Source organism: Streptomyces sp. NPDC057137 (genome assembly GCF_042670825.1).
Classification (GTDB): Bacteria; Actinomycetota; Actinomycetes; order Streptomycetales; family Streptomycetaceae; genus Streptomyces.
Genome location: NZ_JBHUUW010000004.1, coordinates 107,948 through 130,126 on the forward strand (window position 1 = coordinate 107,948; position 22,179 = coordinate 130,126).

At 68.6% G+C, this 22,179-nt stretch carries 19 protein-coding genes; 11 read left to right on the forward strand and 8 right to left on the reverse strand.

Features of this window, described 5'->3' with window-relative positions:
• Positions 1 to 297, forward strand: coding sequence for a hypothetical protein (locus tag ACFT9I_RS05450; protein WP_382561047.1), 297 nt, complete (start codon positions 1 to 3; stop codon positions 295 to 297).
• Between the two features lie 18 nt (positions 298 to 315).
• Here ACFT9I_RS05450 and ACFT9I_RS05455 read toward each other — a convergent pair whose 3' ends face one another.
• The 4 genes from ACFT9I_RS05455 to ACFT9I_RS05470 form a co-directional block, all read right to left on the reverse strand.
• Positions 316 to 1,023 (reverse strand): LuxR C-terminal-related transcriptional regulator, encoded by a 708-nt coding sequence (locus ACFT9I_RS05455; protein WP_382561049.1) that lies wholly within the window; start codon positions 1,021 to 1,023, stop codon positions 316 to 318.
• Positions 1,024 to 1,251: 228 nt separating this feature from the next.
• Positions 1,252 to 3,129 (reverse strand): PQQ-binding-like beta-propeller repeat protein, encoded by a 1,878-nt coding sequence (locus tag ACFT9I_RS05460; protein ID WP_382561051.1) that lies wholly within the window; start codon positions 3,127 to 3,129, stop codon positions 1,252 to 1,254.
• Between the two features lie 64 nt (positions 3,130 to 3,193).
• Positions 3,194 to 5,023, reverse strand: coding sequence for a PQQ-binding-like beta-propeller repeat protein (locus ACFT9I_RS05465; RefSeq protein WP_382561053.1), 1,830 nt, complete (start codon positions 5,021 to 5,023; stop codon positions 3,194 to 3,196).
• A gap of 259 nt (positions 5,024 to 5,282) precedes the next feature.
• The gene (locus tag ACFT9I_RS05470) at positions 5,283 to 7,106 is read right to left on the reverse strand and encodes an ABC-F family ATP-binding cassette domain-containing protein (protein ID WP_382561055.1); all 1,824 of its coding nucleotides are present in this window, start codon (positions 7,104 to 7,106) and stop codon (positions 5,283 to 5,285) included.
• A 260-nt stretch (positions 7,107 to 7,366) separates the two neighbouring features.
• Between ACFT9I_RS05470 and ACFT9I_RS05475 the strand changes: the two genes are divergently transcribed.
• The 3 genes from ACFT9I_RS05475 (at position 7,367) to ACFT9I_RS05485 (ending at position 13,602) form a co-directional block, all read left to right on the forward strand.
• Entirely contained in the window at positions 7,367 to 8,518 is a 1,152-nt protein-coding gene (locus ACFT9I_RS05475) for a PQQ-dependent sugar dehydrogenase (RefSeq protein WP_382561056.1), read from the forward strand.
• Between the two features lie 266 nt (positions 8,519 to 8,784).
• Positions 8,785 to 9,924 carry a PQQ-dependent sugar dehydrogenase gene (locus ACFT9I_RS05480; protein ID WP_382561058.1) on the forward strand — a complete coding sequence of 380 codons (1,140 nt, stop codon included), beginning with the start codon at positions 8,785 to 8,787 and terminating at the stop codon, positions 9,922 to 9,924.
• A 141-nt stretch (positions 9,925 to 10,065) separates the two neighbouring features.
• The gene (locus ACFT9I_RS05485; RefSeq protein WP_382561060.1) at positions 10,066 to 13,602 is read left to right on the forward strand and encodes a tetratricopeptide repeat protein; all 3,537 of its coding nucleotides are present in this window, start codon (positions 10,066 to 10,068) and stop codon (positions 13,600 to 13,602) included.
• Positions 13,603 to 13,627: 25 nt separating this feature from the next.
• Here the strand turns inward: ACFT9I_RS05485 and ACFT9I_RS05490 are convergent, their stop codons facing one another.
• Positions 13,628 to 14,056: an ATP-binding protein gene (locus ACFT9I_RS05490; RefSeq protein ID WP_382561062.1), complete on the reverse strand. Its 429-nt coding sequence runs from the start codon at positions 14,054 to 14,056 to the stop codon at positions 13,628 to 13,630.
• A 220-nt stretch (positions 14,057 to 14,276) separates the two neighbouring features.
• Between ACFT9I_RS05490 and ACFT9I_RS05495 the strand changes: the two genes are divergently transcribed.
• The 6 genes from ACFT9I_RS05495 (at position 14,277) to ACFT9I_RS05520 (ending at position 18,375) form a co-directional block, all read left to right on the forward strand.
• Positions 14,277 to 15,125, forward strand: coding sequence for a helix-turn-helix domain-containing protein (locus ACFT9I_RS05495; protein WP_382561064.1), 849 nt, complete (start codon positions 14,277 to 14,279; stop codon positions 15,123 to 15,125).
• Positions 15,126 to 15,135: 10 nt separating this feature from the next.
• Positions 15,136 to 15,336 (forward strand): DUF397 domain-containing protein, encoded by a 201-nt coding sequence (locus tag ACFT9I_RS05500; RefSeq protein WP_382561067.1) that lies wholly within the window; start codon positions 15,136 to 15,138, stop codon positions 15,334 to 15,336.
• 470 nt (positions 15,337 to 15,806) lie between these two features.
• Complete coding sequence (locus tag ACFT9I_RS05505) at positions 15,807 to 16,187, forward strand: hypothetical protein (RefSeq protein ID WP_382561069.1); 381 nt, start codon at positions 15,807 to 15,809, stop codon at positions 16,185 to 16,187.
• 46 nt (positions 16,188 to 16,233) lie between these two features.
• Complete coding sequence (locus ACFT9I_RS05510) at positions 16,234 to 16,446, forward strand: DUF397 domain-containing protein (protein WP_382561071.1); 213 nt, start codon at positions 16,234 to 16,236, stop codon at positions 16,444 to 16,446.
• Between the two features lie 140 nt (positions 16,447 to 16,586).
• Positions 16,587 to 16,751 carry a hypothetical protein gene (locus ACFT9I_RS05515; protein ID WP_382561073.1) on the forward strand — a complete coding sequence of 55 codons (165 nt, stop codon included), beginning with the start codon at positions 16,587 to 16,589 and terminating at the stop codon, positions 16,749 to 16,751.
• Positions 16,752 to 17,181: 430 nt separating this feature from the next.
• Positions 17,182 to 18,375 carry an asparagine synthase-related protein gene (locus ACFT9I_RS05520; protein WP_382561075.1) on the forward strand — a complete coding sequence of 398 codons (1,194 nt, stop codon included), beginning with the start codon at positions 17,182 to 17,184 and terminating at the stop codon, positions 18,373 to 18,375.
• A 32-nt stretch (positions 18,376 to 18,407) separates the two neighbouring features.
• Here ACFT9I_RS05520 and ACFT9I_RS05525 read toward each other — a convergent pair whose 3' ends face one another.
• The 3 genes from ACFT9I_RS05525 to ACFT9I_RS05535 all read right to left on the reverse strand — a co-directional run bounded on the left by ACFT9I_RS05525 (position 18,408) and on the right by ACFT9I_RS05535 (position 20,934).
• Complete coding sequence (locus ACFT9I_RS05525) at positions 18,408 to 18,947, reverse strand: GNAT family N-acetyltransferase (protein ID WP_382561077.1); 540 nt, start codon at positions 18,945 to 18,947, stop codon at positions 18,408 to 18,410.
• Between the two features lie 152 nt (positions 18,948 to 19,099).
• Positions 19,100 to 20,317, reverse strand: coding sequence for an N-acetylmuramoyl-L-alanine amidase (locus tag ACFT9I_RS05530; RefSeq protein WP_382561079.1), 1,218 nt, complete (start codon positions 20,315 to 20,317; stop codon positions 19,100 to 19,102).
• A gap of 137 nt (positions 20,318 to 20,454) precedes the next feature.
• On the reverse strand, positions 20,455 to 20,934 hold the full coding sequence (locus ACFT9I_RS05535; RefSeq protein WP_382561081.1) for a MarR family winged helix-turn-helix transcriptional regulator: 480 nt from the start codon (positions 20,932 to 20,934) through the stop codon (positions 20,455 to 20,457).
• Positions 20,935 to 21,048: 114 nt separating this feature from the next.
• Between ACFT9I_RS05535 and ACFT9I_RS05540 the strand changes: the two genes are divergently transcribed.
• Positions 21,049 to 22,143: an epoxide hydrolase family protein gene (locus ACFT9I_RS05540; protein WP_382561083.1), complete on the forward strand. Its 1,095-nt coding sequence runs from the start codon at positions 21,049 to 21,051 to the stop codon at positions 22,141 to 22,143.
• Positions 22,144 to 22,179 lie beyond the last annotated feature (36 nt).

Here is a 22,179-nt window from a genome sequence, read left to right on the forward strand (position 1 = left end):
ATGTCCGACCTGCACAAAGAAGTCTCCGAACTGGAAGGCAAGTCCGCCACGGCGGCCCGCCTGTTCGACATCCGTCTCATCATCGGCGGCCTGTTCACGCTGTACGGGGTGATCGTCACCGTCGCCGGTGTCTTCGTGTCCGACGCGGACATGAAGAAGGCCGAGGACATCAACATCAACCTCTGGACGGGGCTGGCGATGCTGGCACTCGGCCTGTTCTTCCTGGGCTGGATGAAGCTGCGCCCGACGCAGCTACCGCCGCCGACCGCGACGGACGGCGCGGACGCCAAGGAGTAGTCCGCAGTCGCCGGGCGCTCAATCGCCGGGCGGGCCGTGTCTCGGCCCGTCCGGCAGGACCGTCACGACCGCCCGGTCCAGCAGCCCCGTCCGCGCGGCCAGCGCCGCCGCCTCCAGCCGGGAGCCGACGCCCAGCTTCATCAGGACCCGCTGCACATGCGTACGGGCCGTGCTCGGCGCGATGCCCATGCCGGCGGCGATCAGCCGGGTGTCCTCCCCCTCGGCGACCCGCACCAGGACCTCGATCTCGCGCGGGGTGAGCATCCGCAGCAGCCGCTGCCCCTCGTCGTCCGGCTGGACCGCCGGATTCAGCAGCTCGGTGAACGCGCCCTGCAACAGCCCCGGCGCCACGGCCGCGTCGCCCGCCCGCGCCTTCACGATCGCCCGCTCGACGCCCTCGATGCGCTCGTCGTGCCGTACGTATCCGCATGCCCCGGCCGCGAAGGCGGCGGCGATGCCGCGCGGGTTCGGCACCGGGCCGAGCACCACGACCGCCACCTGCGGGCGGTCCCGTTTGATCCGTACGATCGGGTCGAAGGCGCCGGGCTCGTCCGGTGCCGCGGTCCCCATGAGGCACACCTCGGGCGCCCGGCTCACGACGAGTTCGGCGGCGCCTGCCGTGGGCGCCGCCGCGGCGAGCACCCGGTGCCCGCGCAGTTTCAGGGCCGAGGCGAGCGCCTCCGCGAGTAGTCGGTGGTCGTCAACCACCATGAGCCGTACGCCCATTGAGCAACCCCATCCCCCGCAGGCTCCGGGCCCCCCGGCCCTCCTGACCCGGCAAGCTACACGCTCGGCCGAAGTCGCGCGCCCCCGTACGGGTAAGAAGACGCCTACTTGTCGAATTCGCCGCTATTCGGCGCGGATCAGATGGCCGGATGATCGTCGATCGCCGGGCGGGCCGCCTGTACGCGGCCCACCCGGCGATCGAGAACACACACGCGCTACGAGGCGGTGCTAGTTCGTGGTGAACGCCACCACGAGGTACTCCTTGCGGTCGCCGGCGGTGCTCGGCTCGCTGATCAGCGTCTCCGAGGTGTACATCCGGCCGTTGGCGAACCGGACCTCCGCGCCGTCCAGCGAGAAGCTGGTCTCGGCCTCGCGGACCGACTCCTCGCCCGGGTTCTCCATGAGAACCGTCTCCTTGAAGGTCCCGCCGTCGATGGAGACGATCTGTCCGCCCTTGTCGTAGGGCGGCCACTTGTACGCGATGATGTTCGACCCGTCCATGCGCAGCGGGTACATCGCGTAGCGCTCGCCCGCGTCGGCCCGGTCCGTCGTGGCCTTGCCGGTCGCGAGGTCGAAGGAGACGATCTCGTTGGTCTGGCCGTAGTCCTCGCCGGTGCCCTCGTGCTCCTCGGTCGGCACATAGATCTTGCCGTTGCCGACGGCGAGCTTGCTGCACTGCTCGACCTCGGTGGCCCCGCAGTTGGCCGCGTACTTGTCGGCGTCCACGGGGATCTTGGCGCGCAGCTTGCCGGTCTTCTCGTCGATGGAGAAGAAGTCCGAGATGCTGCTGCCGTCACCGGCGGTGTCGCCGACGTCGGCCGCGACGACGAGCGGCTTGGTGGAGACGATGGACACGTACTCGACGCCCGCCGGCAGCTTGAACTCGGAGATCGGCGACCCGTCGGACGGCTTCAGGTTCTGGACGAGCACCGTCGGGTCGTCGTACGAGCCGCACTTGCGGGCCGCGACGAGTCCTTCGCCGCCGCCGTAACCCATGTCGTAGCAGCCGTCGGCCTTGATCTCGGGCTTCCACAGGTTGTCGCCGGAGCCGAGGTCGAAGGCCGCGCCGCCGTCGGTGCCGCCGACGGCGACGGTCGTACCGCTGAGGGTGACCTCACGGAAGGCGGCCTTGTCGTCACCGGCGTTGCCGCCCGTGACGGACTTGGTCCACAGCAGCTTGCCCAGGGAGAGGTCGATCGCGCCGACCTCGGTGCACTGGACGTACTTCTCCTTGGCGGTCGGCTTGCTCGCGGCGAAGACGACGGCCGTCTTGTTGTCCTCGGTGGCATGGCGCGAGGCCGCGCAGACCTGGCCGGGCAGCGGGATGGTCCAGAGCTGCTTGCCGGTGTCCGGCTCGTAGGCGACGATCTGGTTCACACCGGTCTTGATGTACGCCTTGTCGGTGATCCACGAGCCGGACACGTCGGTGATGTCGCCGACCTTGGGCTGCGGCAGCTGGAAGGCGACCTTCGACTTGGTGTTGGCCGGGGGCTTCTCCTTGCCGCCGCCGAGGGACTTGCCGTCCTCGCCGTCCTTCTGGGTGTCTTTGGAGTCGGACGTCTTGGCCTGGTCGTCCTTGTCGCCGTCGCCGGAGGCGAAGTAGACGCCACCGCCGACGATCAGGACGACGGCGACCACCGCGGCGATGATGATCTGCGCCTGCGTGCTGATCTTCTTGCCGCCGCCGGGCGTACCGGGGCCGCCCTGGCCGGGCTGGACGTACGGCTGACCGGGCTGCGTGTACGGCTGACCCGGCTGCTGCGGGTAGCCGGGCTGCTGCGGGTACCCGTACTGGGGCTGACCCTGCTGCGGGTACCCGTACTGCGGCTGACCCGTCGGCTGGGTCGGCGGCTGCTGCGGGTGGCCGTATCCCGGTTGGCCGGGGGGCTGCTGCGGCGGCTGGCCCTGCTGCGGATAGCCGTACTGCGGCTGCCCGGGGGGCTGCTGCGGGTAACCGTAACCGGGCTGCTCGGGCGGCGGTGTCGGGGCGCCGAAGCCACCCGGGGGCGGCTCGGTCGGTGCGCCGAAGCCACCGGCGGGTGGCTCCTGCGGCTTGCCGAACCCGCCCTGCGGGGGCTCGTTGGGCGGCTGGGGCGGCTGCGTCATGGCGTGCTTACCTCGGAGAGATGAGTGTGCGTACGGAGCGGGAGAGAGGGAGAGACATGGCGCGTCACTTGCCGAACGCCATCATGGTCTTCGTCTCCATCTCCGCCTTGTCGTCGGTGGCGCTGACCCGGCTGCTGGTCACGTAGAACCGCCCGTCCACGTAGTCCAGTTCGGAGTCGTAGAAGGAGTTCTCGATCTCGGAGGTGGACTGCGGGTTCTGGAGCAGCACCTTCGGGGCGCCTCCGGTGGGCGCCAGGGTCGCGATGGCGCCGCCCTTGTCGTACGCCGGCTCGAAGTAGAGGACCACGTTCGCGCCCTCCATCCGCAGCGGCGTCATGACGCGCTCGGCCGGGGCCTTGGCGCGCCACTTGGCCTTGCCGTTGGCGAGGTTGAAGGCGATGACCTCGTTGGTGCCGCTCGATCCGGTCTCGCTCGGCTGCGTCGCCATGTAGAAGGTGCTGGCGTCGGCGGCGACGCCGGTGCAGCCGTCCAGGTTGGCGCCGAAGACGATGAAGCTTCCGCCGCAGTTGGGCTGGAACTTGTCCTTGCCGCCGTCGATCTGGGAGCGCACGGTGCCGTTGTCGTTGAGCGCGACGATGGCCCAGGACTTCTTGTCCGGCTCGGTCAGCGACAGGACGATCGGGTTGCTCGAATAGACCTTGTCGAGTTCCCAGTTCGTCTTGAGCTTGTACGTCCAACGGGCCTTGCCGGTGGTCGGGTCCAGCTCCTGCACCTGGTTCTGCTGCTTGTCGATGTCACCGCCGGGGCACGACTCGGCGGCGATCATCCGGGGGCCGCTCGCGACGGCGTTGGGCTGGCAGTTGCCGGGCACCTTGTCGAAGAGGGCCTTGCCGTCGCTCATCCGGAAGGCGTTGACGTGGCCGGTGCGGGCCGCGGAGACGGTGTCGCCGTTGATGGAGAGGGTGATGTCGGACAGGAAGTCGAAGTTGCCCTGCTGCTTCAGCTCCTGCTTCCAGCCGCCCTTGCCGGTCTTGAGGTCGATCTCCTGGAGGACGGAGCAGTCGGACTTCTCCGTGACACCGTCCTTGATCCCGAGAACGATCCTGCCGTCGTCCGTAGACGTCGAGGGGGCGGCGCACACCTCGGCGGGCAGGGTGAGGGTCCACTTCTGCTTGCCGTCCGCGGCGCTGTATCCGGCGATCTTCTTGTACATGGCCTTGACGACGACATCGCCGGCGAACCACGGGCCGTACACGTCGGAGCCGTTCTTCGGCAGGTCGACGTCGTTCTTCTGGAGCCACAGGACCTTCGACTCGCCGTCCTTGCGCCCGGCGTTGAGGTCGTCCTGCGCGTCGCGCCCGCCGCCGGTGCCGTCGCCGTCGTCCGGGGTGGACTCGCCGGTGGGCTTGGCGTCCTTGTCCTTACTGACGTTCTTCTTGCCGCCGCTGTCGTCGTCACCACCGGCGAAGAACCAGGTGCCGCCGCCGATGACGAGCAGGCCCGCGACGGCCGCCGCGATGACGACGCCGGGCTTGCGCTTGAAGAAGCTGCCGCCGCCGTTGCCGCCCGGGGGTGGGGTGGGCGCGCCGGGGAACTGCTGGGGCGGGTAGCCGCCGCCACCGCCGTACGGGTTGGGCTGCTGGCCGTACGGTCCCGGCTGGTTGTAGGGGCCGGGCTGCTGGCCGTAGGGACCCGGCTGGTTGTACGGGCCGGGCTGGCCCTGCGGCTGCTGCTGCCCGTACGGGCCGGGCTGGTTGTACGGCCCCGGCTGAGGCGGCTGGCCCGGCTGACCCGGCGGCTGGCCGGGGACGGGCGGCGTCTGCGGGTAGCCGTACTGCGGCTGCCCTTGCGGCGGCCCCTGCGGGTACCCGTATCCCGGCTGTTGGCCCGGCTGCTGTCCCGGCGGCGGTGGCTGGCTGGGCGGCTGGGTCATCAGCGCTTCCCCCTTGTCGTACGGTCCTTCGTCCGATCGGTCTCCCCCGCTATTCCTGCTGGCTGGAAATCGGCTGTCGTTCGTGTCAGCCGGGGCCACCGGAATGGAGCGATTCGGGCTTGGGAATCCGCAGTGTCACGTCAGTCGAGCGGGCCTTCTTTGTATCACTCGCACCCCTGTACGGGAGGGGCCGGTCCGCCCCTGTTCCCAAGGGAGGACCGGCCCGTGATGCTGTCGTTACGAGGTCTGTACGGGACCTCTACGCGTCCTCGGCCAGCTCCATCCAGCGCATCTCCAACTCGTCGCGCTGCGCGACGAGTTCACGGAGTTCACTGTCGAGTTTCGCCACCTTGTCAAAGTCCGTGGCGCTTTCGGCGATCTGTCCGTGAAGGGTGGTCTCGCGGGTCGACATCTTGTCGAGTTGACGCTCGATCCGCTGGAGTTCCTTCTTCGCCGCGCGGTTGTCCTTCGCCGACGCGGCGGGCGCGGCGGCCGGCGCGGGTGTTCCACCGGAGCGCGCCGGGGCGGACGCCGGAGGCGCCGACTCGACGACCTTGCGCCGCCGCTCCAGGTACTCGTCGATACCGCGCGGCAGATGACGCAGGGCGGCGTCGCCGAGGAGCGCGTACACCTTGTCCGTCGTCCGCTCGATGAAGAACCGGTCGTGGCTGATGACGACCATCGAACCGGGCCAGCCGTCGAGGAGGTCTTCGAGCTGGGTGAGCGTCTCGATGTCGAGGTCGTTCGTCGGCTCGTCCAGGAACAGCACGTTGGGCTCGTCCATCAGCAGCCGCAGGATCTGCAGCCTGCGCCGCTCACCGCCGGAGAGGTCACCGACGGGCGTCCACTGCTTGTCCTTGCTGAAGCCGAACTGCTCGCAGAGCTGCCCGGCGGTCATCTCCCGCCCCGTACCGAGGTCGACCCGGTCGCGCACCTGCTGGACGGCCTCCAACACCCGCAGCGTGGGCTTGAGTTCGCTGACCTCCTGCGACAGATACGCCAGCTTGACGGTCCGGCCGACGATCACCTTCCCGGCCTCGGGCTGGACGTCGCCCTGTGTACGGGCCGCCTCGGCGAGCGCGCGCAGGAGGGACGTCTTGCCCGCGCCGTTGACGCCGACGAGGCCGATGCGGTCGCCGGGGCCGAGCTGCCAGGTCAGATGCTTGAGCAGCACCTTCGGCCCGGCCTGGACGGTGACGTCCTCCAGGTCGAAGACCGTCTTGCCGAGGCGCGCGTTGGCGAACTTCATCAGCGACGAGGTGTCGCGGGGCGGCGGCACGTCCGCGATCAGTTCGTTGGCGGCCTCGATGCGGTAGCGCGGCTTGGAGGTACGGGCCGGCGGGCCGCGCCGCAGCCACGCCAGCTCCTTGCGCACCAGGTTCTGCCGCTTGGACTCCTCGGTGGCGGCGATGCGCTCGCGCTCGGCGCGGGCGAAGACGTAGTCGGAGTAGCCGCCCTCGTACTCGTGCACCGCGCCGCGCTGCACGTCCCACATCCGCGTACAGACCTGGTCCAGGAACCACCGGTCGTGCGTCACGACGACGAGCGCGGAGCGGCGCTCGCGCAGATGGCGGGCCAGCCAGGAGATGCCCTCGACGTCGAGATGGTTCGTCGGCTCGTCGAGGATGATCACGTCCTGCTCGGCGATGAGCAGCTTCGCGAGCGCGATCCGGCGCCGCTCGCCACCGGACAGCGGCCCGATGACGGTGTCGAGCCCCTGCGGGAACCCGGCCATGTCGAGCCCGCCGAACAGCCCGGTGAGGACGTCCCGGATCTTGGCGTTGCCGGCCCACTCGTGGTCGGCGAGATCCCCGATGACCTCGTGCCGGACGGTGGCCTCGGGATCGAGCGAGTCGTGCTGCGTGAGCACCCCGAGCCGGAGCCCGCCACTGTGCGTGACCCGCCCGGTGTCGGCCTCCTCCAGCTTGGCGAGCATCCGGATGAGGGTGGTCTTGCCGTCCCCGTTCCGCCCGACGACCCCGATCCTGTCTCCCTCGGAGACGCCGAGAGAGACACCGTCGAGCAGCGCACGGGTGCCGTACACCTTGGTGACTGCCTCGACATTGACCAGATTGACGGCCATTTCACTCCTGCTACGGGACGGATGGATCGACTGCCCAGGGTAGTCGGCGCGGGGAGTGGGCCGGGCGGGCGGTCCGGGTGGTGGGCCTGACGGTGAACGGACCGACGCATTGGTCTAGTCCAAGCACTCCTGTCTCTGTATTCTCATCCGTGACCGGCAGCACACAAATCCTTCACCCAGGTTGCGCGCCGGCGCGGGCGACGCCCACCCAACACTGCCCAAGCAGCCGGGTCCCCCATTCGCCGCCTCTAGGAGTCACGGTGAAAGTTCGCACCAGAAGCTCGGCGATCATCGGCACCATCTCCCTCATCGCCGCTTCCCTCGCACTGACCACGGCCTCCGCCGACGAGCCTCGCGGCCCGCGTCCGGCGGCCGAAGTGGCGCTCACGGAAGTGGCCAAGGCCCAGAACCCCATCGCCGGCGCCGCCGGGCCGCGTGGCACGGTATGGATCGCCGAACGCGCGGGAACCGTACGGGTCCTGACCGACCAAGGACTCAGCGCGCCCGTCCTCGACATCTCCGCCGAGACCACCACCGACGGCGAACGCGGCCTGCTGGGGGTGGCATTCGACAAGAAGCTCGCGCACTTCTACATCTCGTACACGGACCTCGAAGGCACCAGCACCGTCGACGAGATCGCCCTGCGGAACGGCAAGCTCCAGCCGCAGACCCGGCGCACCGTCATCACCCAGACCCAGCCGTACGAGAACCACAACGGCGGCGACATCAAGTTCGGCCCCGACGGCTACCTCTACATCGCACTCGGCGACGGCGGCTCGGGCGGCGACCCGCACGGCAACGGCCAGAACCTCGACACCCTGCTCGGCAAGATCCTGCGGATCGACCCGGCCGGCGGCAAGTACAGCGGCAAGCCCTACACGATCCCGAAGAGCAACCCGTTCGTGAACGACCCCAACGCCAAGGACGAGATCTGGGCGTACGGGCTCCGCAACCCCTGGCGGTTCTCCTTCGACTCCGGCACGGGCGACATGCTGATCGCCGATGTGGGCCAGAGCGACTGGGAGGAGATCGACTGGGCCTCGGCGAAGAGCAAGGGCGGCGAGAACTACGGCTGGGCCTCCATGGAGGGCACCCATCCCTTCCGGGGCGGCACGGAGCCCGCGAACCACACACCCCCGGTCTACGAGTACGACCGCACCGGCCTGGGCTGCTCGGTCACCGGCGGCTTCGTCTACCGGGGCAAGGCGATCCCGGCCCTCAAGGGCCAGTACGTGTACAGCGACTACTGCGACGGCACGGTGCGCACCCTGCAGCTGAAGAACGGCAAGGTGACCGGCCAGAGCGACCTCGGCGTCACCAACGGCGAGGTCATCTCCTTCGTCCAGGGCGGCGACGGCGAGCTGTACGTACTCGCCATCGGCGGCAGCGTCTCCCGTATCGACCCGGCGTAACCCCTACTCAGGTCAGGCCCGGTGCCGCACTCGCGGCACCGGGCCGTCCCATGGGCGGAGACGGAGGGGGCGACGTAAATCGGCGGAGACAACTGGACGGGTATTGGTCTAGGCCAGACCACACCTGTCTCTGTATCCTCACCCGTGACCAGTAGCACTCAATCCCCCCACCCAGGTTGCGTGCTGGCACGGGCGACGCCCCTACAACTCCGCACAGCTCCGCCCGAGCAGCCGGGTCCCCCCACTCGCCGCCTCTAGGAGTCACGGTGAAAGTTCGCACCAGAAGCTCGGCGATCATCGGCACCATCTGCCTCATCGGCACCCTTGCCCTAGGCCCGGCATCCGCCGACGAGCCCACCACCGCCGCCCCACAGCAGGCGGCGGTCGCGCTCACGGAAGTGGCCACCGCCCAGAATCCGATCGCAGGCGCGGCCGGCCCCGGCGACACCGTCTGGATCGCCGAACGCGCTGGCACGGTACGGGTCTTGACCGACCAGGGGCTCGGCGAGCCCGTGCTCGACATCTCCGCCGAGACCACCACCGACGGCGAACGCGGCCTGCTGGGCATCGCGTTCGACAACGAACTGGCGCACTTCTACATCTCGTTCACGAATCTCGAGGGCACCAGCACGATCGACGAGTTCGCGGTACAGGACGGCGCGATCCAGCCGGACACCCGGCGCACCGTCCTCACCCAGACGCAGCCGTTCGAGAACCACAACGGCGGGGACATCAAGTTCGGCCCCGACGGCTACCTCTACATCGCGCTGGGCGACGGCGGTTCGGGCGGCGACCCGCAGGGCAACGGACAGAACCTCGACACGCTGCTCGGCAAGATCCTGCGGATCGACCCGACCGGCGCCGAGCCGTACGCCATCCCGGCGGACAACCCGTTCGTGAACGACCCCAACGCCAAGGACGAGATCTGGTCGTACGGGCTCCGCAACCCCTGGCGGTTCTCCTTCGACTCCGGCACCGGTGACATGCTGATCGCCGACGTCGGCCAGAGCGAGTGGGAAGAGATCGACTGGGCCTCCGGGGACAGCAAGGGCGGCGAGAACTACGGCTGGGCCTCCATGGAGGGCAACCACCCCTTCCGCGGCGGCACCGAGCCCGCGAACCACGTCCCGCCCGTCCACGAGTACGACCGCAACGGCCTCGGCTGCTCGGTCACCGGCGGCTTCGTCTACCGGGGCGACGCGATCCCCGACCTCCAGGGGCAGTACGTCTACAGCGACTACTGCGACGGCACGCTCCGCACCCTGACGATCGAGAACGGCGCCGTGACCGGGCAGGGCGACCTCGGAGTCAACGGCGGCGAGGTCATCTCCTTCGTCCAGAGCGGCGACGGCGAGCTGTACGCGCTCGCCATCGGCGGCAGCGTCTCCCGCATCGACCCCGCGTAACCCTTCCTCACGTCAGGCCCGGTGCCGCACTCGCGGCACCGGGCCTGACGCGCGCTCCGGCGCGTCGGCCCGGTCGGGGGTACCGGCCGTCCAGGTGACGCGACATCATGAATCCTCATCCAGGGGGTGGTTGGTGTGGCCGTGCGCAGGCCGTCTCGGCAGGAGATCAATCGGCGTGGCGAGAGTGCGGGGTTCGTGGGGCGCCGTGGCGAACTGGCGGTGTTCCGGGAGACGTTCGCGCGCAATCCCGAGGAGGTCGACTTCCCCTATCTGTTCCATGTGCACGGCAACGGCGGGGTGGGGAAGTCGACGCTCGTGCACCAGTGGGAGGCGACCGCGCGTGAGCAGACGTCGGTGGTCACCGCCTTCGTGGACGACGAGGTGCATGACGCGCTCGAAGCGATGGAGACGGTCAGCGACCGGCTGGGCCGGCAGGGACATCCGCTGAAGAAGTTCGACAAACAGCTCGCCACGTACCGTCAGCGCCGTCACCAGGCCGAGAGCACAGCACCCGCGCAGCAACCGGCCGCCGGAGAAGCGGGGGCCGGGGAAGCGGGTGCCGGGGAGCCCACGCCCGCGTCACCGTCGAGCACGGTCGCGGCACAGCTCGGCCTGGCGGGGCTGGGGATGCTGCCGGTGGTGGGGGCGTTCGCCGGAGCGATGGATCCGGGACAGGTCGCGCTCGGGGCGGACCGGATGCGGGCGATGCTGAACACGCGGCTGCGCAATCACGATGACGTACAACTCGTGATGAAGCCGTTGGCGGGCCTGACGCCGGTGTTCCTGGAGGAGCTGGCGGAGGTGGCGGAGCGGTGCGAGCGGGTGGTGCTGTTCTTCGACGTGTACGAGCGGACCGGCCCGGTTCTCGACGCCTGGTTGCAGAGCATCATCTTCACCGAGGACCACGGCACCCTGCCGGTCAACGCGCAGATCGTGCTGTCCGGCCGGTCGCAACTGGAGCCGCGCGTCTGGGGAGACCATCTGGGCCAGGTCGTCGAGGTGGGCCTGGACGTGTTCACCGAGGACGAAGCACGCACGCTGCTCGCCACTCGCGGAGTCACCAGCGAGCAGAACGTCGAACTGGTCCTGCGTCTGTCAGGACGACTGCCACTCCTGGTCGACATGCTCGCCAGCGGCGGCCAGAACGCCGACGAGACCGTCATCGACCGCTCCGAGACCGCGGTCGAGAGATTCCTCAAATGGGAACCGGACGCCGAGCGCCGCAAAGCCGCGCGGGCCTGCGCACTGCCCCTCCAGCTCGACGAGGACATCTACCGGGTCGCCGCCCCCGACTCCACGGCCGACGGCTACCCATGGCTTCGCGCCCTGGCCTTCGTCTCCCACCAGGCCGGCCGCTGCCGCTACCACGACGTCGTCCGCGACACGATGCTCCGCCTGCAACGGACGCAGTCGCCCACCCGCTGGCAGCGGCAGCACACCCGCCTGGCGGACGCCTTCGAACAGTGGCGCCGAGCTGTCGAAGCCGGGCTGGGTACCGACACGGACGCCTGCTGGGACGACGCCACCTGGCGCGAACACCGCCTCAACGAGACCTACCACCGCCTGTGCGCGGCCCCCCGCACCGCACTGCCCGACGCCCTGCTGCAGACCATCCACGCGATCGACCACGACCTGGCGACCCTGCGCCGCTGGGCCCAGGTCCTCGGCCAGGCGGGCCACGACGCCGACTCGCCTGTGCTCATCACGTGGGGCCAACGCCTCGAAACCACGGCGGAACAGGACGGGGCGGGTATCGCCGTACTGACGGCGCTGCTCACCGCCCCTGAACTCGGCACCGAGGCCCGCGCACTGGCCCGCCTGGTCCGCGCGCGGGACCACCGATTCGCGGGCGACTATGACGCCGCCTTGGCCGACTACGCGGCAGCCCAGCGGCTGGCCCCCGATTCCTCACGGCTTTACGCGGGCCGCGGCGAGACCTACCGGCTCACGGGACGTTACGAGGAAGCCCTCGCCGACCTCGACCGGGCCATCGAGATCAACCCCAACCATGCGTGGGACATCGCCAGCCGCGGCGAGACCTACCGACTCATGGGACGTTACGACGACGCGCTCACCGACTTCAACCGCGCCATCGAACTCAACCCCAACCATGCATGGACCGCCGCCAAGCGCGGCCAGACCTACCAGTCCCTGGGCCGCCGCGACGAAGCGATCACCGACTTCAGCCGTGCCATCGAACTCAACCCCAACTACATGTGGGCCATCACCAGCCGCGGTGAGATCTACCGGGAGACGGGACGCCACGAGGACGCGCTCACCGACTTCAACCGAGCCATCGAACTCGACCCTCAGGCCGACTGGGCCATCGCCAACCGGGGCCTCGCCTACCAGTCCCTGGGCCGCCACGAAGAAGCGATCACCGACTTCAGCCGAGCCATCGAACTCAACCCGGACTACGACGGAGCCATCGCCAGCCGCGGCTTCGCCTACCAGTCCCTGGGCCGCCACGAAGAAGCGATCACCGACTTCACCCGCGCCATCGAACTCGACCCCCAGGCCGACTGGGCCATCGCCGGCCGCGGTGCGACCTGCTGGTCCCTGAGACGCTACGACGAAGCGATCACCGACCTCACCCGCGCCATCGAACTCGACCCCGACTACACCCGCGCCATCGCCACTCGCGGCCTCACCTTTCATTCCCTGGGCCGCCACGAAGAAGCCCTCACCGACCTCACCCGCGCCATCGAACTCGACCCCGACTACACCGGAGCCATCGCCACTCGCGGCCTCACCTTTCATTCCTTGAGCCGCCACGAAGAAGCCCTCACCGACCTCACCCGCGCCATCGAACTCGACCCTGACTACACCGGAGCCATCGCCAACCGCGGCTTCGCCTACCAGTCCCTGGGCCGCCACGAAGAAGCCCTCACCGACCTCACCCGAGCCATCGAACTCAATCCCCAAGCCGACCTGGCCCTCGCCAACCGTGGAGAGTCCTACCGTTCCCTGGGACGCTACGACGAAGCCCTCACCGACCTCACCCGAGCCATCGAACTCGACCCCGACTACGCGTGGGCCATCGCCAAGCGCGGCCAGACCCTTGCATCCCTGGAACGCCACGACGAAGCACTGACCGAGCTCACCCACGCCATCGAACTCAACCCCCAAGCCGCCTGGATCATCTGCGGCCGGGGCGAGATCTACCGGCTCATGGGTCGTTACGACGAAGCCCTCACCGACCTCAACAGCGCCATCGAAGTCAACCCCGACTACGCGTGGGCCATCGCCGGCCGAGGCCAGACGTACCAATCCCTGAACCGCCACGACGAAGCACTCGCCGACTTCACCCACGTCATCGAGATCGAACCTACGAATGGTTGGGCACGCTACGAACGGGCGTTGACCCTTCACGCCTCCGGACGCGGCGACGGCGGCCCCGACTTGGTGCGGGCCATCGAGTGCTTCACGAGGGACGCCCAAGAACCCGGCGACCGTGGTGTGAACGGCAGAGGGAATCTCGTCGTCGGCCTGTGCGCCGTGGCCCGCTGGGAGGAAGCGGAAGACGCCCTTTCCGCGTTCCTGGAGTCCCCGCCTCCCCGCAGCGACGTTGTTGACCTGATCGCCGATCTGGACCAGTTGACGCGGATGACAGCCTCCAACCACGAGCCGGTGACCCGCTACCGGTCGCGGCTTGTGCAAGCGCTGGGCGGCACTTGAGCTGTCCGCGAGGCCCATGACCGCGTCAGCGGGCGAGGGTGAACCAGACGGCCTTGTACGCGGGCGTGCACCCGCCGTAGATGGTGAGCCCCCAGGCGCGGGCCAGACTCTCGACGAGCCGTAACCCCTGCCCGTCCTCCTGTACGACTCCGGTGCTCACCCCACCGGGCACGGGCAGGGCCCAGGGGTTGCTGTCGCAGACGTACACGGTGGCCTGCTTCCGATTGACGACGGCCTCGACCCGGATCTGCCGGGTGCGAGTGTGCCGGTGGGCGTTGGTGACCAACTCGGTGACGCAGAGCCGGGCGTCGTCCACGAGGGCGGTGTAGCCGCTGACGTGGAGGAGCGTGCTGATGAAGTCCCGGGCGAGGCGGGGGGCGTGGGCGGTGTTGGGCACGACGAGTCGGTAACTCTCGCCGCCGTGGTGTTGGGGGGTGGGGCTCACTGGGGGCATGTCGTGGTCTCCCTGTGCCGTGGGCTGGGGGTGTGCGCAACCCGCCGGACGTGGCAACGGCCGCTGAAACGGCTGCACTTCGGCCGTGCGGCCTGGCACGTTGCAGAACGTAGGGCACAACAGTGGGACGGTGCAACAGTGGGACGCAAGTCGCACCCGGACGGGTGGACCGGTGACACAGTGGGACGGCACACTCGTAGGCACCAGAGAGGGAGGATCCATGCCGCCGAGGGCCTATCCGACAGCCCGGCAGAAGCGGGTGGGGACCGAGCTGCGAAAGCTGCGCGAACGGGCGGGCCTGTCCGGCAGCGCGGTCGCGGCATTCCTGGGCGGGGAACGAGCCCAGGTCAGCCACTTGGAATCCGGCAGGTACGGAGTCAGCGCGGAACGCGTGCGGCGCATCGCCGCGCATTGCTCGGCGACGGACAAGCACCTGGTTGACGCGCTCGCAAGCATGGCAGAGGAACGCGGAAAGGGGTGGTGGGAGGACTATCGCGGGATCCTGTCACCGGGATTCCTCGATCTCGCGGAACTGGAACATCACGCGCTGTATTTGCGAGCTATCCAGATGCTCTACATCCCGGGCCTCTTCCAGACAGAGGCTTATGCCCGCGAGCTGTTCACGAGTGGCGTCTCCGACCTGCCGAAATCGGAGATCAACGCGCGCGTAGAGCACCGCACGCGGCGTCGCGAAATCTTCGACCGCCCGAACCCACCGAAGTTCGAATCATTCATCCACGAGGCAGCGCTCCGCATGAGGTACGGCCCCGTCGAGGTTGCTCGATCCCAGCTCGATTTTCTGCACCAGGTCTCGCAGTGGCCAAGCGTGACCATCCGCATCATTCCGTTCGATGCCCAGTTGAACGGGTCCATCCACCCGATGCTTTACGCAGGCGCCGCGATCCCGCAACTGGACACCGTCCAGGTCGACAGCGCTTTCGACGGTGGCTTCCTGGACGCCGAGGCGCAACTCGCGAAGTATCGGTCGCTTCTTGATTCGGTCGCGACCATTTCACTCGGCGTCGCCGAATCGACCAAATTCATCCAACGCATCGCACAAGAAATGTGAGTCACGCGGCATGACCGACCACATCGTTTGGCAGAAGTCCTCATTCTCCGGAGCCGACAACAATCAAGACTGCGTCGAACTGGCCCACGCCGACGGCCAGATCCTCCTCCGCGAGAGCGACGTACCGGACACGATCGTCACCACGAGTCCCGAGAAGCTGCGCGCCTTCCTACTCGGCGTCAAAGCCGGCGAGTTCGACCACCTGATCTGACGAACCCGGCATCGCGAACGCCCTCCGCCTTCACAGGCGGGGGGCGTTCGCGCTTGTACGGATGCCCCTCCGGCGTGAGGGGGGCGGGGTCGCAGGAGGGGGGTGTTCGGACACTCAGGCTGATTTGTGGCGCGTGAGAAACCTGGCTCCCTCGGGTCCAACGAGCGTTGCACGCGCCGTAAATCATGCCGTCCGGACACCCCCCTCCGGAGGCACCGACCCCCGCCCGTCAACCACGGCGCAACTTTGGGACGTCCCACCGTTGCGACACTCCCGCCTGTCACGCTACCGTCACCATGCGTCGCAACCGGACCGGCCAACTCGGCAGGTCGGGCCCGTGGCGACGTACCTCCCCCTGCCCTTGGCCCGGCCAGGGAGAGGCCCGAAAGGTTGTCCCCGTCCGGCCGCCCGTCATGCCGGCGACAGGCGGGGACAACCCCGCATCCCAAGCGACGGCGGAAGGCCCATCCATGCACCAGCCCGCAGCTTCGCCATGCCCGGACACCGAAATCCGCTACTGGTACGAGCACGTCACGTACCGTTCGCTCACCGCCGCGGGCTCGGACATCGACAAGATCGAACGCCACTCCGCCCGCACCCCCGCCGAGGCAATCCGCCAGATCCGGCTGTCCGTCCGCGCACTCGCCCCCACGCTCCCACCCAAAGAGCGCAAGCGTGCCCTCAGTTGGGCCGACGGCGGCGGCTGCGTCGGCGCCATCGCCGCCCTGCACCGGGGCGAACCCTGCGGGCTCTCGCTCAGCAGGCGCAGCGCCTGGCTGGAGTGGACCGTCCACCCGTACCGCCTGTTCCGGACCCCGGAAGCCCGCCGACTCCCCCTCGTACCGCGCTGAACGCAACCCACACACCACAACACTCACAGAACGCGAGCCACCAACCATGACGAACCCCACTAGCGCCCACATCAACTGGCAGAAGTCCTCGTACTCAGGACACGACGGCGAGATCAAGTGCGTCGAACTGGCCCACGTGAACGGCCAGATCCTCCTCCGAGAGAGCGACGCACCGGACACGATCGTCACCACCGACCGCGACAAGCTGCGCGCCTTCCTCCTCGGCGTGAAGGCCGGCGAGTTCGACCACCTGATCTGACGGCGCCCTTCACTCGCACGGCCTCCGAGGTACGCGACCCCAACTGGTCGTCAGCCAAAGGGCGCTCTGGCCCGTCGAACTGACTTTCAGTAGCGTCACAGTGACAGAACCCACCGCATCCCGCCCCGGAGGGCATCTCCATGATTCGTGACTTCACCCCACCACCGCAGCGCCGACGAGTCTTCGACGACCTGTTCGTCACGAAGGCCGTCCGTCGGGTCCAAGCCCCGGCCGAGTCGCATGAGTACAAGAAGGCACAAGGCTCGGCGGACGGCGCTCACACCTACGACACCACCGCCATCTGACGATGCGGCCTGCAGGAGCGACTCGACCCGGACGTTCGGACTTGGAGGGCTCGTGCTCACGCTTCAGCTCACCCCCTACGCCGACGACACGTGGCAGTGGCGCTCCGGTCGCTACGTAACCGGAGATCAGCGAGGGAAGATCACTCCGCTCGCGCACCCAATGGTCGAGCAGCTCGCCGTGACGGACGGGCGCCGTACCTTACTGGTGGTGCGCGAGCGTGTGGCCGGGCAGCCGTCGTGCGAGCCGGACGTACGCCCGACGACGGCCGGCGAATACGACGCCATACGCGGTCTCGCGCGGCAGTGGCCCGCGGACTACGTCCTGATGGAGACCGTCCCAAACGAGCCGGTTCAGGTCTCCGCCGGAGCCTGCCGGACCACACCCCTCTACCTCGCCCACGACGAGACAACTCTTCACGGCTCCTGGGACATGGCCGACCTGCGGCCGTACGCCGGAAGCATCAACGTCCGGGAAGCCGCACGTCTGCTCCTGTACCGGCCCCGCTACAGCCGGCACACACTCTTCACGGGGATTCACCGACTGACCGAGCGCTCGACCGCCCACTACGGCGGCCACCTCTTCCTGCGATATCCGGCGCCCGCTCTGCACGCCGGTCCGCGCCAGCTGGCGCCGGACGCCGACGTTCAGAACGCATTCGTGCAATGCCTCGATGACGCCCTGGACCTGCGGCCTCTGGATCCGGAACGAACCCACTTCCACCTCACCGGCGGCTTCGACTCGGGCACGGTCGCCACACGCGCCGCCGAGCGCTTCCCCGGGCGCCTGAACACCTCCGCGCTTCTGATCGGAGGCCCCGGTCGCGAACAACAGATCCGGCGCCGCGCTCAGATGCGCTCCGCCGTGTCCTTCGGCCCGGTGGACGCGGTTGTCGACGCCATGGAACATTCGCCTCTCCACCCCGACTGCCTGAGGGCCCAGGGCGCGCCGATCAGTCCGTACGAGGACCCACTGCACTACCCCTTTGTAAGCATGACGCGGCGCATTGCGGCCACCGGCGCACACTCGGTCGTCACCGGAATCGGCGGGGACGAGATGGTCGCGCTGTCACAGGAGGAGCATCCCCATCGGGCGGCAGGCTCGATGAAGGACGCCGACTCCCTTCCTTGGATCGGCGCACGTGTCGCTCAGGTCGCGGAGTTCGGTGACGACGGCATCGCCCCTCCGGCCGCGGTGAACTCCATGACGCTGCTGTCCCTAGAAAGCGCCGCGCCGGTGCTTCTCCGCGCCGGACTGTGGCCGGTCCACCCGTTCGCCGACGAAGCGATGGTGGCACTCGGGGAAGCGCTTCCGATGGACTGGCGCGAGCTCAAGCGGCTCCAACGCCGCCGTCTCGCATCACTTGGCATGGGCTCCGAAGTGACGTGGCCAACTGAGCGGGAGAGCTTCGCCGAAGTGGTGGAAGCAGCTCTCGTCCAGCACGGCACGACTCTGCTCGCCGAGATGATCGGGCAAGGCTCTCCGCTGTTCGAGACCGGGCTCATCGACCCCGACGGGCTCCGCGCCGCGACGAATGCGCTGAGCTCCGAGACGTACGACGAGATGCGTCACTCGCAGTTGATCGAGGTCATCCACCTTCACCTCGCCGTAACCGCCTACTTGTGAAGCGTCCCCGGCCTGGTGTGGACTGCGGATTCCTACAGGCGGTCCGGGACCGAGGCGGCGAGGCGGTCCGGCAGGTCCTCGATCCGTTCGGCGCGCCGTCCCATCAGGTACATGGGCCCGTGGGTCTTCTGCATCGTGTGAATCACGGTGAAGCCCTGGCGCTCGTAGTAAGCCACGAGGCCGTCGAAGCGGCAGCCTCGGCGTACCCACGCAGCGCCCTCCCGGAAGGCCCGGTCCACTGCCCACAAGGCAATGAGTGTTCCCGGTTTCCACCGGCTGAACGCCGGGTCCGTGACCGTCGTGTACAGGTACAGCGATGACTCGGCCAGCTCCGCCGGGGTCCATGCCATCGGGGGGGTGGAGTCCGTCAACGTTGTACAGCCGACGGGACGCCCGTCGGCCTCGAGAATCCACATGGAACCGTCCGGATTCGCGGTGAGCTCACTGACGAGTCCCGCATCCTGCCGCCAGCTCGGCAGCCCCCTGGACTCAAGCCAGTCCGACCGCTTGAACACGATGTTCCTGACCGCCGGAGCATCGTGCGAACGGGCGGGACGCATCGTGAACTGCACCGTGTCTCCTCAATGCCTGGGTCGCACAACCACTTTGCCATCAACCGGCTGGCGTTCGTTGTTGGTCTGTCAGGTGAGTGGCGCTCCCACGCCTGGATTGAGTCGACGCGCCCGTGTCCGGCGGACAGAGCACGGGCGCGCCCGACGGCTTCTCAGCCGAGCCGGTCGGCCACCTGCTGGCGCAGGGCGGGAAGCGTCTCGTAGAGCTTGCCGCCCGGGCAGGCCGTCACGTTGACGTCCTTGTGGCTGGAGATGACCGGTACGTCGAGCACCGTGCCCACCGGGTGCGGGTTGGTGCCGCCTCCGCCGGCCGAGACGAGTTGCGTGGTGCCTTCCGGCTGCAGCTGATACTGGTCGGCCTTCCAGGCGAGCAGGTCGGCCAGGCTCGTGATCATGGCTTCGGTCGGCCTCGGGTCGGGGCCGGTGTCCTCGCCGCCCTCGTTGTTGTTCGGCTCGAAGTTGCCGAGCATCGCGACACCGAAGGTGTTGGTGTTGAAGCCGGACGCGTGGCCGCCGAGGATGCCGGGAATCTCGGTGCCGGGCCGCATCTCGATGGAGCCCTTGCGGCCTTCCCAGATGCCACCGAAGCGGTCGACGACGAAGTGGTAGGGGAAGTCGCCGTAGCCGAGGACCGTGATGTGCTGGACGTAGATGCCGTTGATGATCTCCGGCACCTGCTCCTGGGTGTAGGAGTTGTTCCCCGTCACGGTGTGATGGACGAGGGCGGCCTTGATCGAGGGCTGGGTCTTGTAGCCGGGATCGGCCAGTGACTCGTCCGCGCCCCAGTCCTTCCGCAGCTTCACCTCCGGCTGTCCGGGCTGCGTGTACCGCGACGGGCGGTCGGAGGAAGAGACGGCCCGGCTCTGAGCGGCCGGGTCGATGAACGACAGCCGAAGGTCCTGCGGCAGACCGCCCTTCGGAGACGTGAAGCGGACCTCCACGCCGTCCGCGTCGTCCGTGTAGAAGGCGGGCGCGCCGGCCCGCTTCGCCTCCTCGGTCACGCCCTCGTCGAGCCCCAACGGAACGTCCCGCCACGACTCCCAGGCACCGTCGCGGTGGATCCGCGTCTCGGCGGTCAGTCCGGCGTCGACGGCGGACTCCTTCTTCCAGCTGAGGCCGATCGACGAGAAGTGCTCGCCGGTGATCTCACCGGTGGAGAACACTTTCCCGGTCCGTGACGCCGCCTTCGCCGACAGGGCGCCGGAGGGCTTGCCGTTGCTGTCGGTGAGTGTGGCCTCTTGGAGCTGGAGGGAATCCGCCGCCGCCGTCGCCGTCGCCGCGGTGCCGGTACCCGCGACGGCGTGAGGCGCCGTCAGTGACACCACTCCGAGACCGAGTGCGATCGCGGGGATCGTCTTACGAAATCGCATGAACTTCCCTATGTCGTAGCCATGCCGGGCTCGCATCTGCGCGTGTTGCCCGTGAGGTCAGACGCATGCTCCGCCTCGGAAGTTCTTGGCGTGGCAAGGGTTTTCCGAGATCGGCTCCCCGGGGCCCGACCACCACCTCAGCGCCGCAGCTCGTCGGCGGTACCGCTCCGCCCGTCGTGGTGGTCCAGCAGCTTGCCCAGAAGCTCTGTCAACCGCTCACGCTCCTCGCCCGACAGCGGCGCCAGCAGTTCCTCCTGGCTCTCGGCCAGCGGCTTCTCCAGTCGGCGCAGCCGCCGCCTGCCCGCCGTGGTCAGCGAGATGACGTTGCGCCGCCGGTCCGAGGGGTCCGTGGCGCGCTCGACCAGTCCGTCGTCCGCGAGTTCGTTGAGCGCCCCGACCGTGTCGCTGACGTGGATGCCCGTACGGCGGCTCAACCCGGCCTGGCTGGACGGGCCGAACTGCTCCAGGGTCGCCAGCAGGCGGTAGTGGTAGCCGCGGGCGTGGACGGCTGAGAAACCGTCGGCCACCAGGCGGTGCGCGTGGTTCGCGGTCTGGGTGAGCAGCCAGCTCGGCAGGCTCTTCCAGCCGGCGGGCGTCTCCTCGGATGGGTTCTCCATGGGGGTAAGTCTAGCGAATCGTTAGTCACACCTACGATCGTGCTACCGTTCGGGTGCCAAACGTTTACTTGACCAACGTTTAGTCGTCTAACGAATTCCCCAGGAGCCAGCGCCATGATCGAACCGTTCCGCATCGCTGTCCCCCAGGCCGACCTCGACGACCTGACCGACCGGCTCTCCCGCACCCGCTGGCCCAACGAGGTCACCGACGCCGAGTGGGACTACGGCTTCCCGCTGGGGCGCCTCAAGGAACTGGCCGAACACTGGCGTACCCGCTACGACTGGCGCGAGCACGAGGCCGAGCTGAACGAACTTCCCCACTTCACCACCGAGATCGACGGCCAGAACATCCACTTCGTGCACGTCCGGTCCTCGAAACCGGACGCGCTCGCGCTGGTCCTCACCCACGGCTGGCCGGGTTCGTTCCTGGAGTTCCTCGATGTGATCGAGCCGCTGTCGCGCGACTTCCATCTGGTGATCCCGTCCATCCCGGGCTTCGGATTCTCCGGGCCGACCCATGAGCGCGGCTGGGACATCGTCCGGATCGCGCGGGCCTGGGCCGAGCTGATGCGCCGTCTCGGATACGAGCGCTACGGCGCGCAGGGCGGCGACTTCGGCTCGGGCATCTCGACGGCGCTCGGCGCGGTGGCGCCCGGGCAGGTCGTCGGAGTGCACGTCAACTACCTGCCGACCGCGCCGGTTCCGGACGCCGGCATCGAGCTGTCCGAGTCGGACGAGGCCCGACTGGACAAGGTCGGACAGCTGCTGGCGAACCGGCCGCCGTTCCAGGCCCTGCAGGCCCTCACCCCGCAGACCATCGGCTACGCGCTGACCGACTCGCCGGTCGGGCAGCTGGCGTGGATCGCGGAGCGCTTCGCGCAGTGGACCGACCCCCGCTCGCCGATCAGCGACGAGCGGATGCTCACCGACATCTCGCTGTACTGGCTGACCGCCACCGCGGCGTCCTCGGCGCGGCTGCACCACGACGCGCCGCGGCGGCGCGAGCCGTGCCCCGTACCGGTCGGCGTGGCGGTGTTCGCGTACGACATCACCCAGTCGGTACGACCGCTGGCCGAGCGGCTGTACGACATCAGGCACTGGTCGGAGTTCGACCGCGGCGGGCACTTCGCCGCGATGGAGGTGCCGGAGCTGCTTGCCGAGGACATCCGGGACTTCTTCCTCACGCTCGCCCGCACCCACACCGAGTAGGACTCCCGGAGCCCGTTGTCGATACGCCGCCGGGCG

What these genes read in the sequence shown, in the direction of transcription:
- ACFT9I_RS05450 (WP_382561047.1), top strand. Translation starts at nt 1, where the DNA reads ATGTCCGACCTGCACAAAGAAGTCTCCGAACTGGAAGGCAAGTCCGCC.
- ACFT9I_RS05455 (WP_382561049.1), bottom strand. Translation starts at nt 1,023, where the DNA reads ATGGGCGTACGGCTCATGGTGGTTGACGACCACCGACTACTCGCGGAG.
- ACFT9I_RS05460 (WP_382561051.1), bottom strand. Translation starts at nt 3,129, where the DNA reads ATGACGCAGCCGCCCCAGCCGCCCAACGAGCCCCCGCAGGGCGGGTTC.
- ACFT9I_RS05465 (WP_382561053.1), bottom strand. Translation starts at nt 5,023, where the DNA reads ATGACCCAGCCGCCCAGCCAGCCACCGCCGCCGGGACAGCAGCCGGGC.
- ACFT9I_RS05470 (WP_382561055.1), bottom strand. Translation starts at nt 7,106, where the DNA reads ATGGCCGTCAATCTGGTCAATGTCGAGGCAGTCACCAAGGTGTACGGC.
- ACFT9I_RS05490 (WP_382561062.1), bottom strand. Translation starts at nt 14,056, where the DNA reads ATGCCCCCAGTGAGCCCCACCCCCCAACACCACGGCGGCGAGAGTTAC.
- ACFT9I_RS05495 (WP_382561064.1), top strand. Translation starts at nt 14,277, where the DNA reads ATGCCGCCGAGGGCCTATCCGACAGCCCGGCAGAAGCGGGTGGGGACC.
- ACFT9I_RS05500 (WP_382561067.1), top strand. Translation starts at nt 15,136, where the DNA reads ATGACCGACCACATCGTTTGGCAGAAGTCCTCATTCTCCGGAGCCGAC.
- ACFT9I_RS05505 (WP_382561069.1), top strand. Translation starts at nt 15,807, where the DNA reads ATGCACCAGCCCGCAGCTTCGCCATGCCCGGACACCGAAATCCGCTAC.
- ACFT9I_RS05510 (WP_382561071.1), top strand. Translation starts at nt 16,234, where the DNA reads ATGACGAACCCCACTAGCGCCCACATCAACTGGCAGAAGTCCTCGTAC.
- ACFT9I_RS05515 (WP_382561073.1), top strand. Translation starts at nt 16,587, where the DNA reads ATGATTCGTGACTTCACCCCACCACCGCAGCGCCGACGAGTCTTCGAC.
- ACFT9I_RS05520 (WP_382561075.1), top strand. Translation starts at nt 17,182, where the DNA reads ATGGCCGACCTGCGGCCGTACGCCGGAAGCATCAACGTCCGGGAAGCC.
- ACFT9I_RS05530 (WP_382561079.1), bottom strand. Translation starts at nt 20,317, where the DNA reads ATGCGATTTCGTAAGACGATCCCCGCGATCGCACTCGGTCTCGGAGTG.
- ACFT9I_RS05535 (WP_382561081.1), bottom strand. Translation starts at nt 20,934, where the DNA reads ATGGAGAACCCATCCGAGGAGACGCCCGCCGGCTGGAAGAGCCTGCCG.
- ACFT9I_RS05540 (WP_382561083.1), top strand. Translation starts at nt 21,049, where the DNA reads ATGATCGAACCGTTCCGCATCGCTGTCCCCCAGGCCGACCTCGACGAC.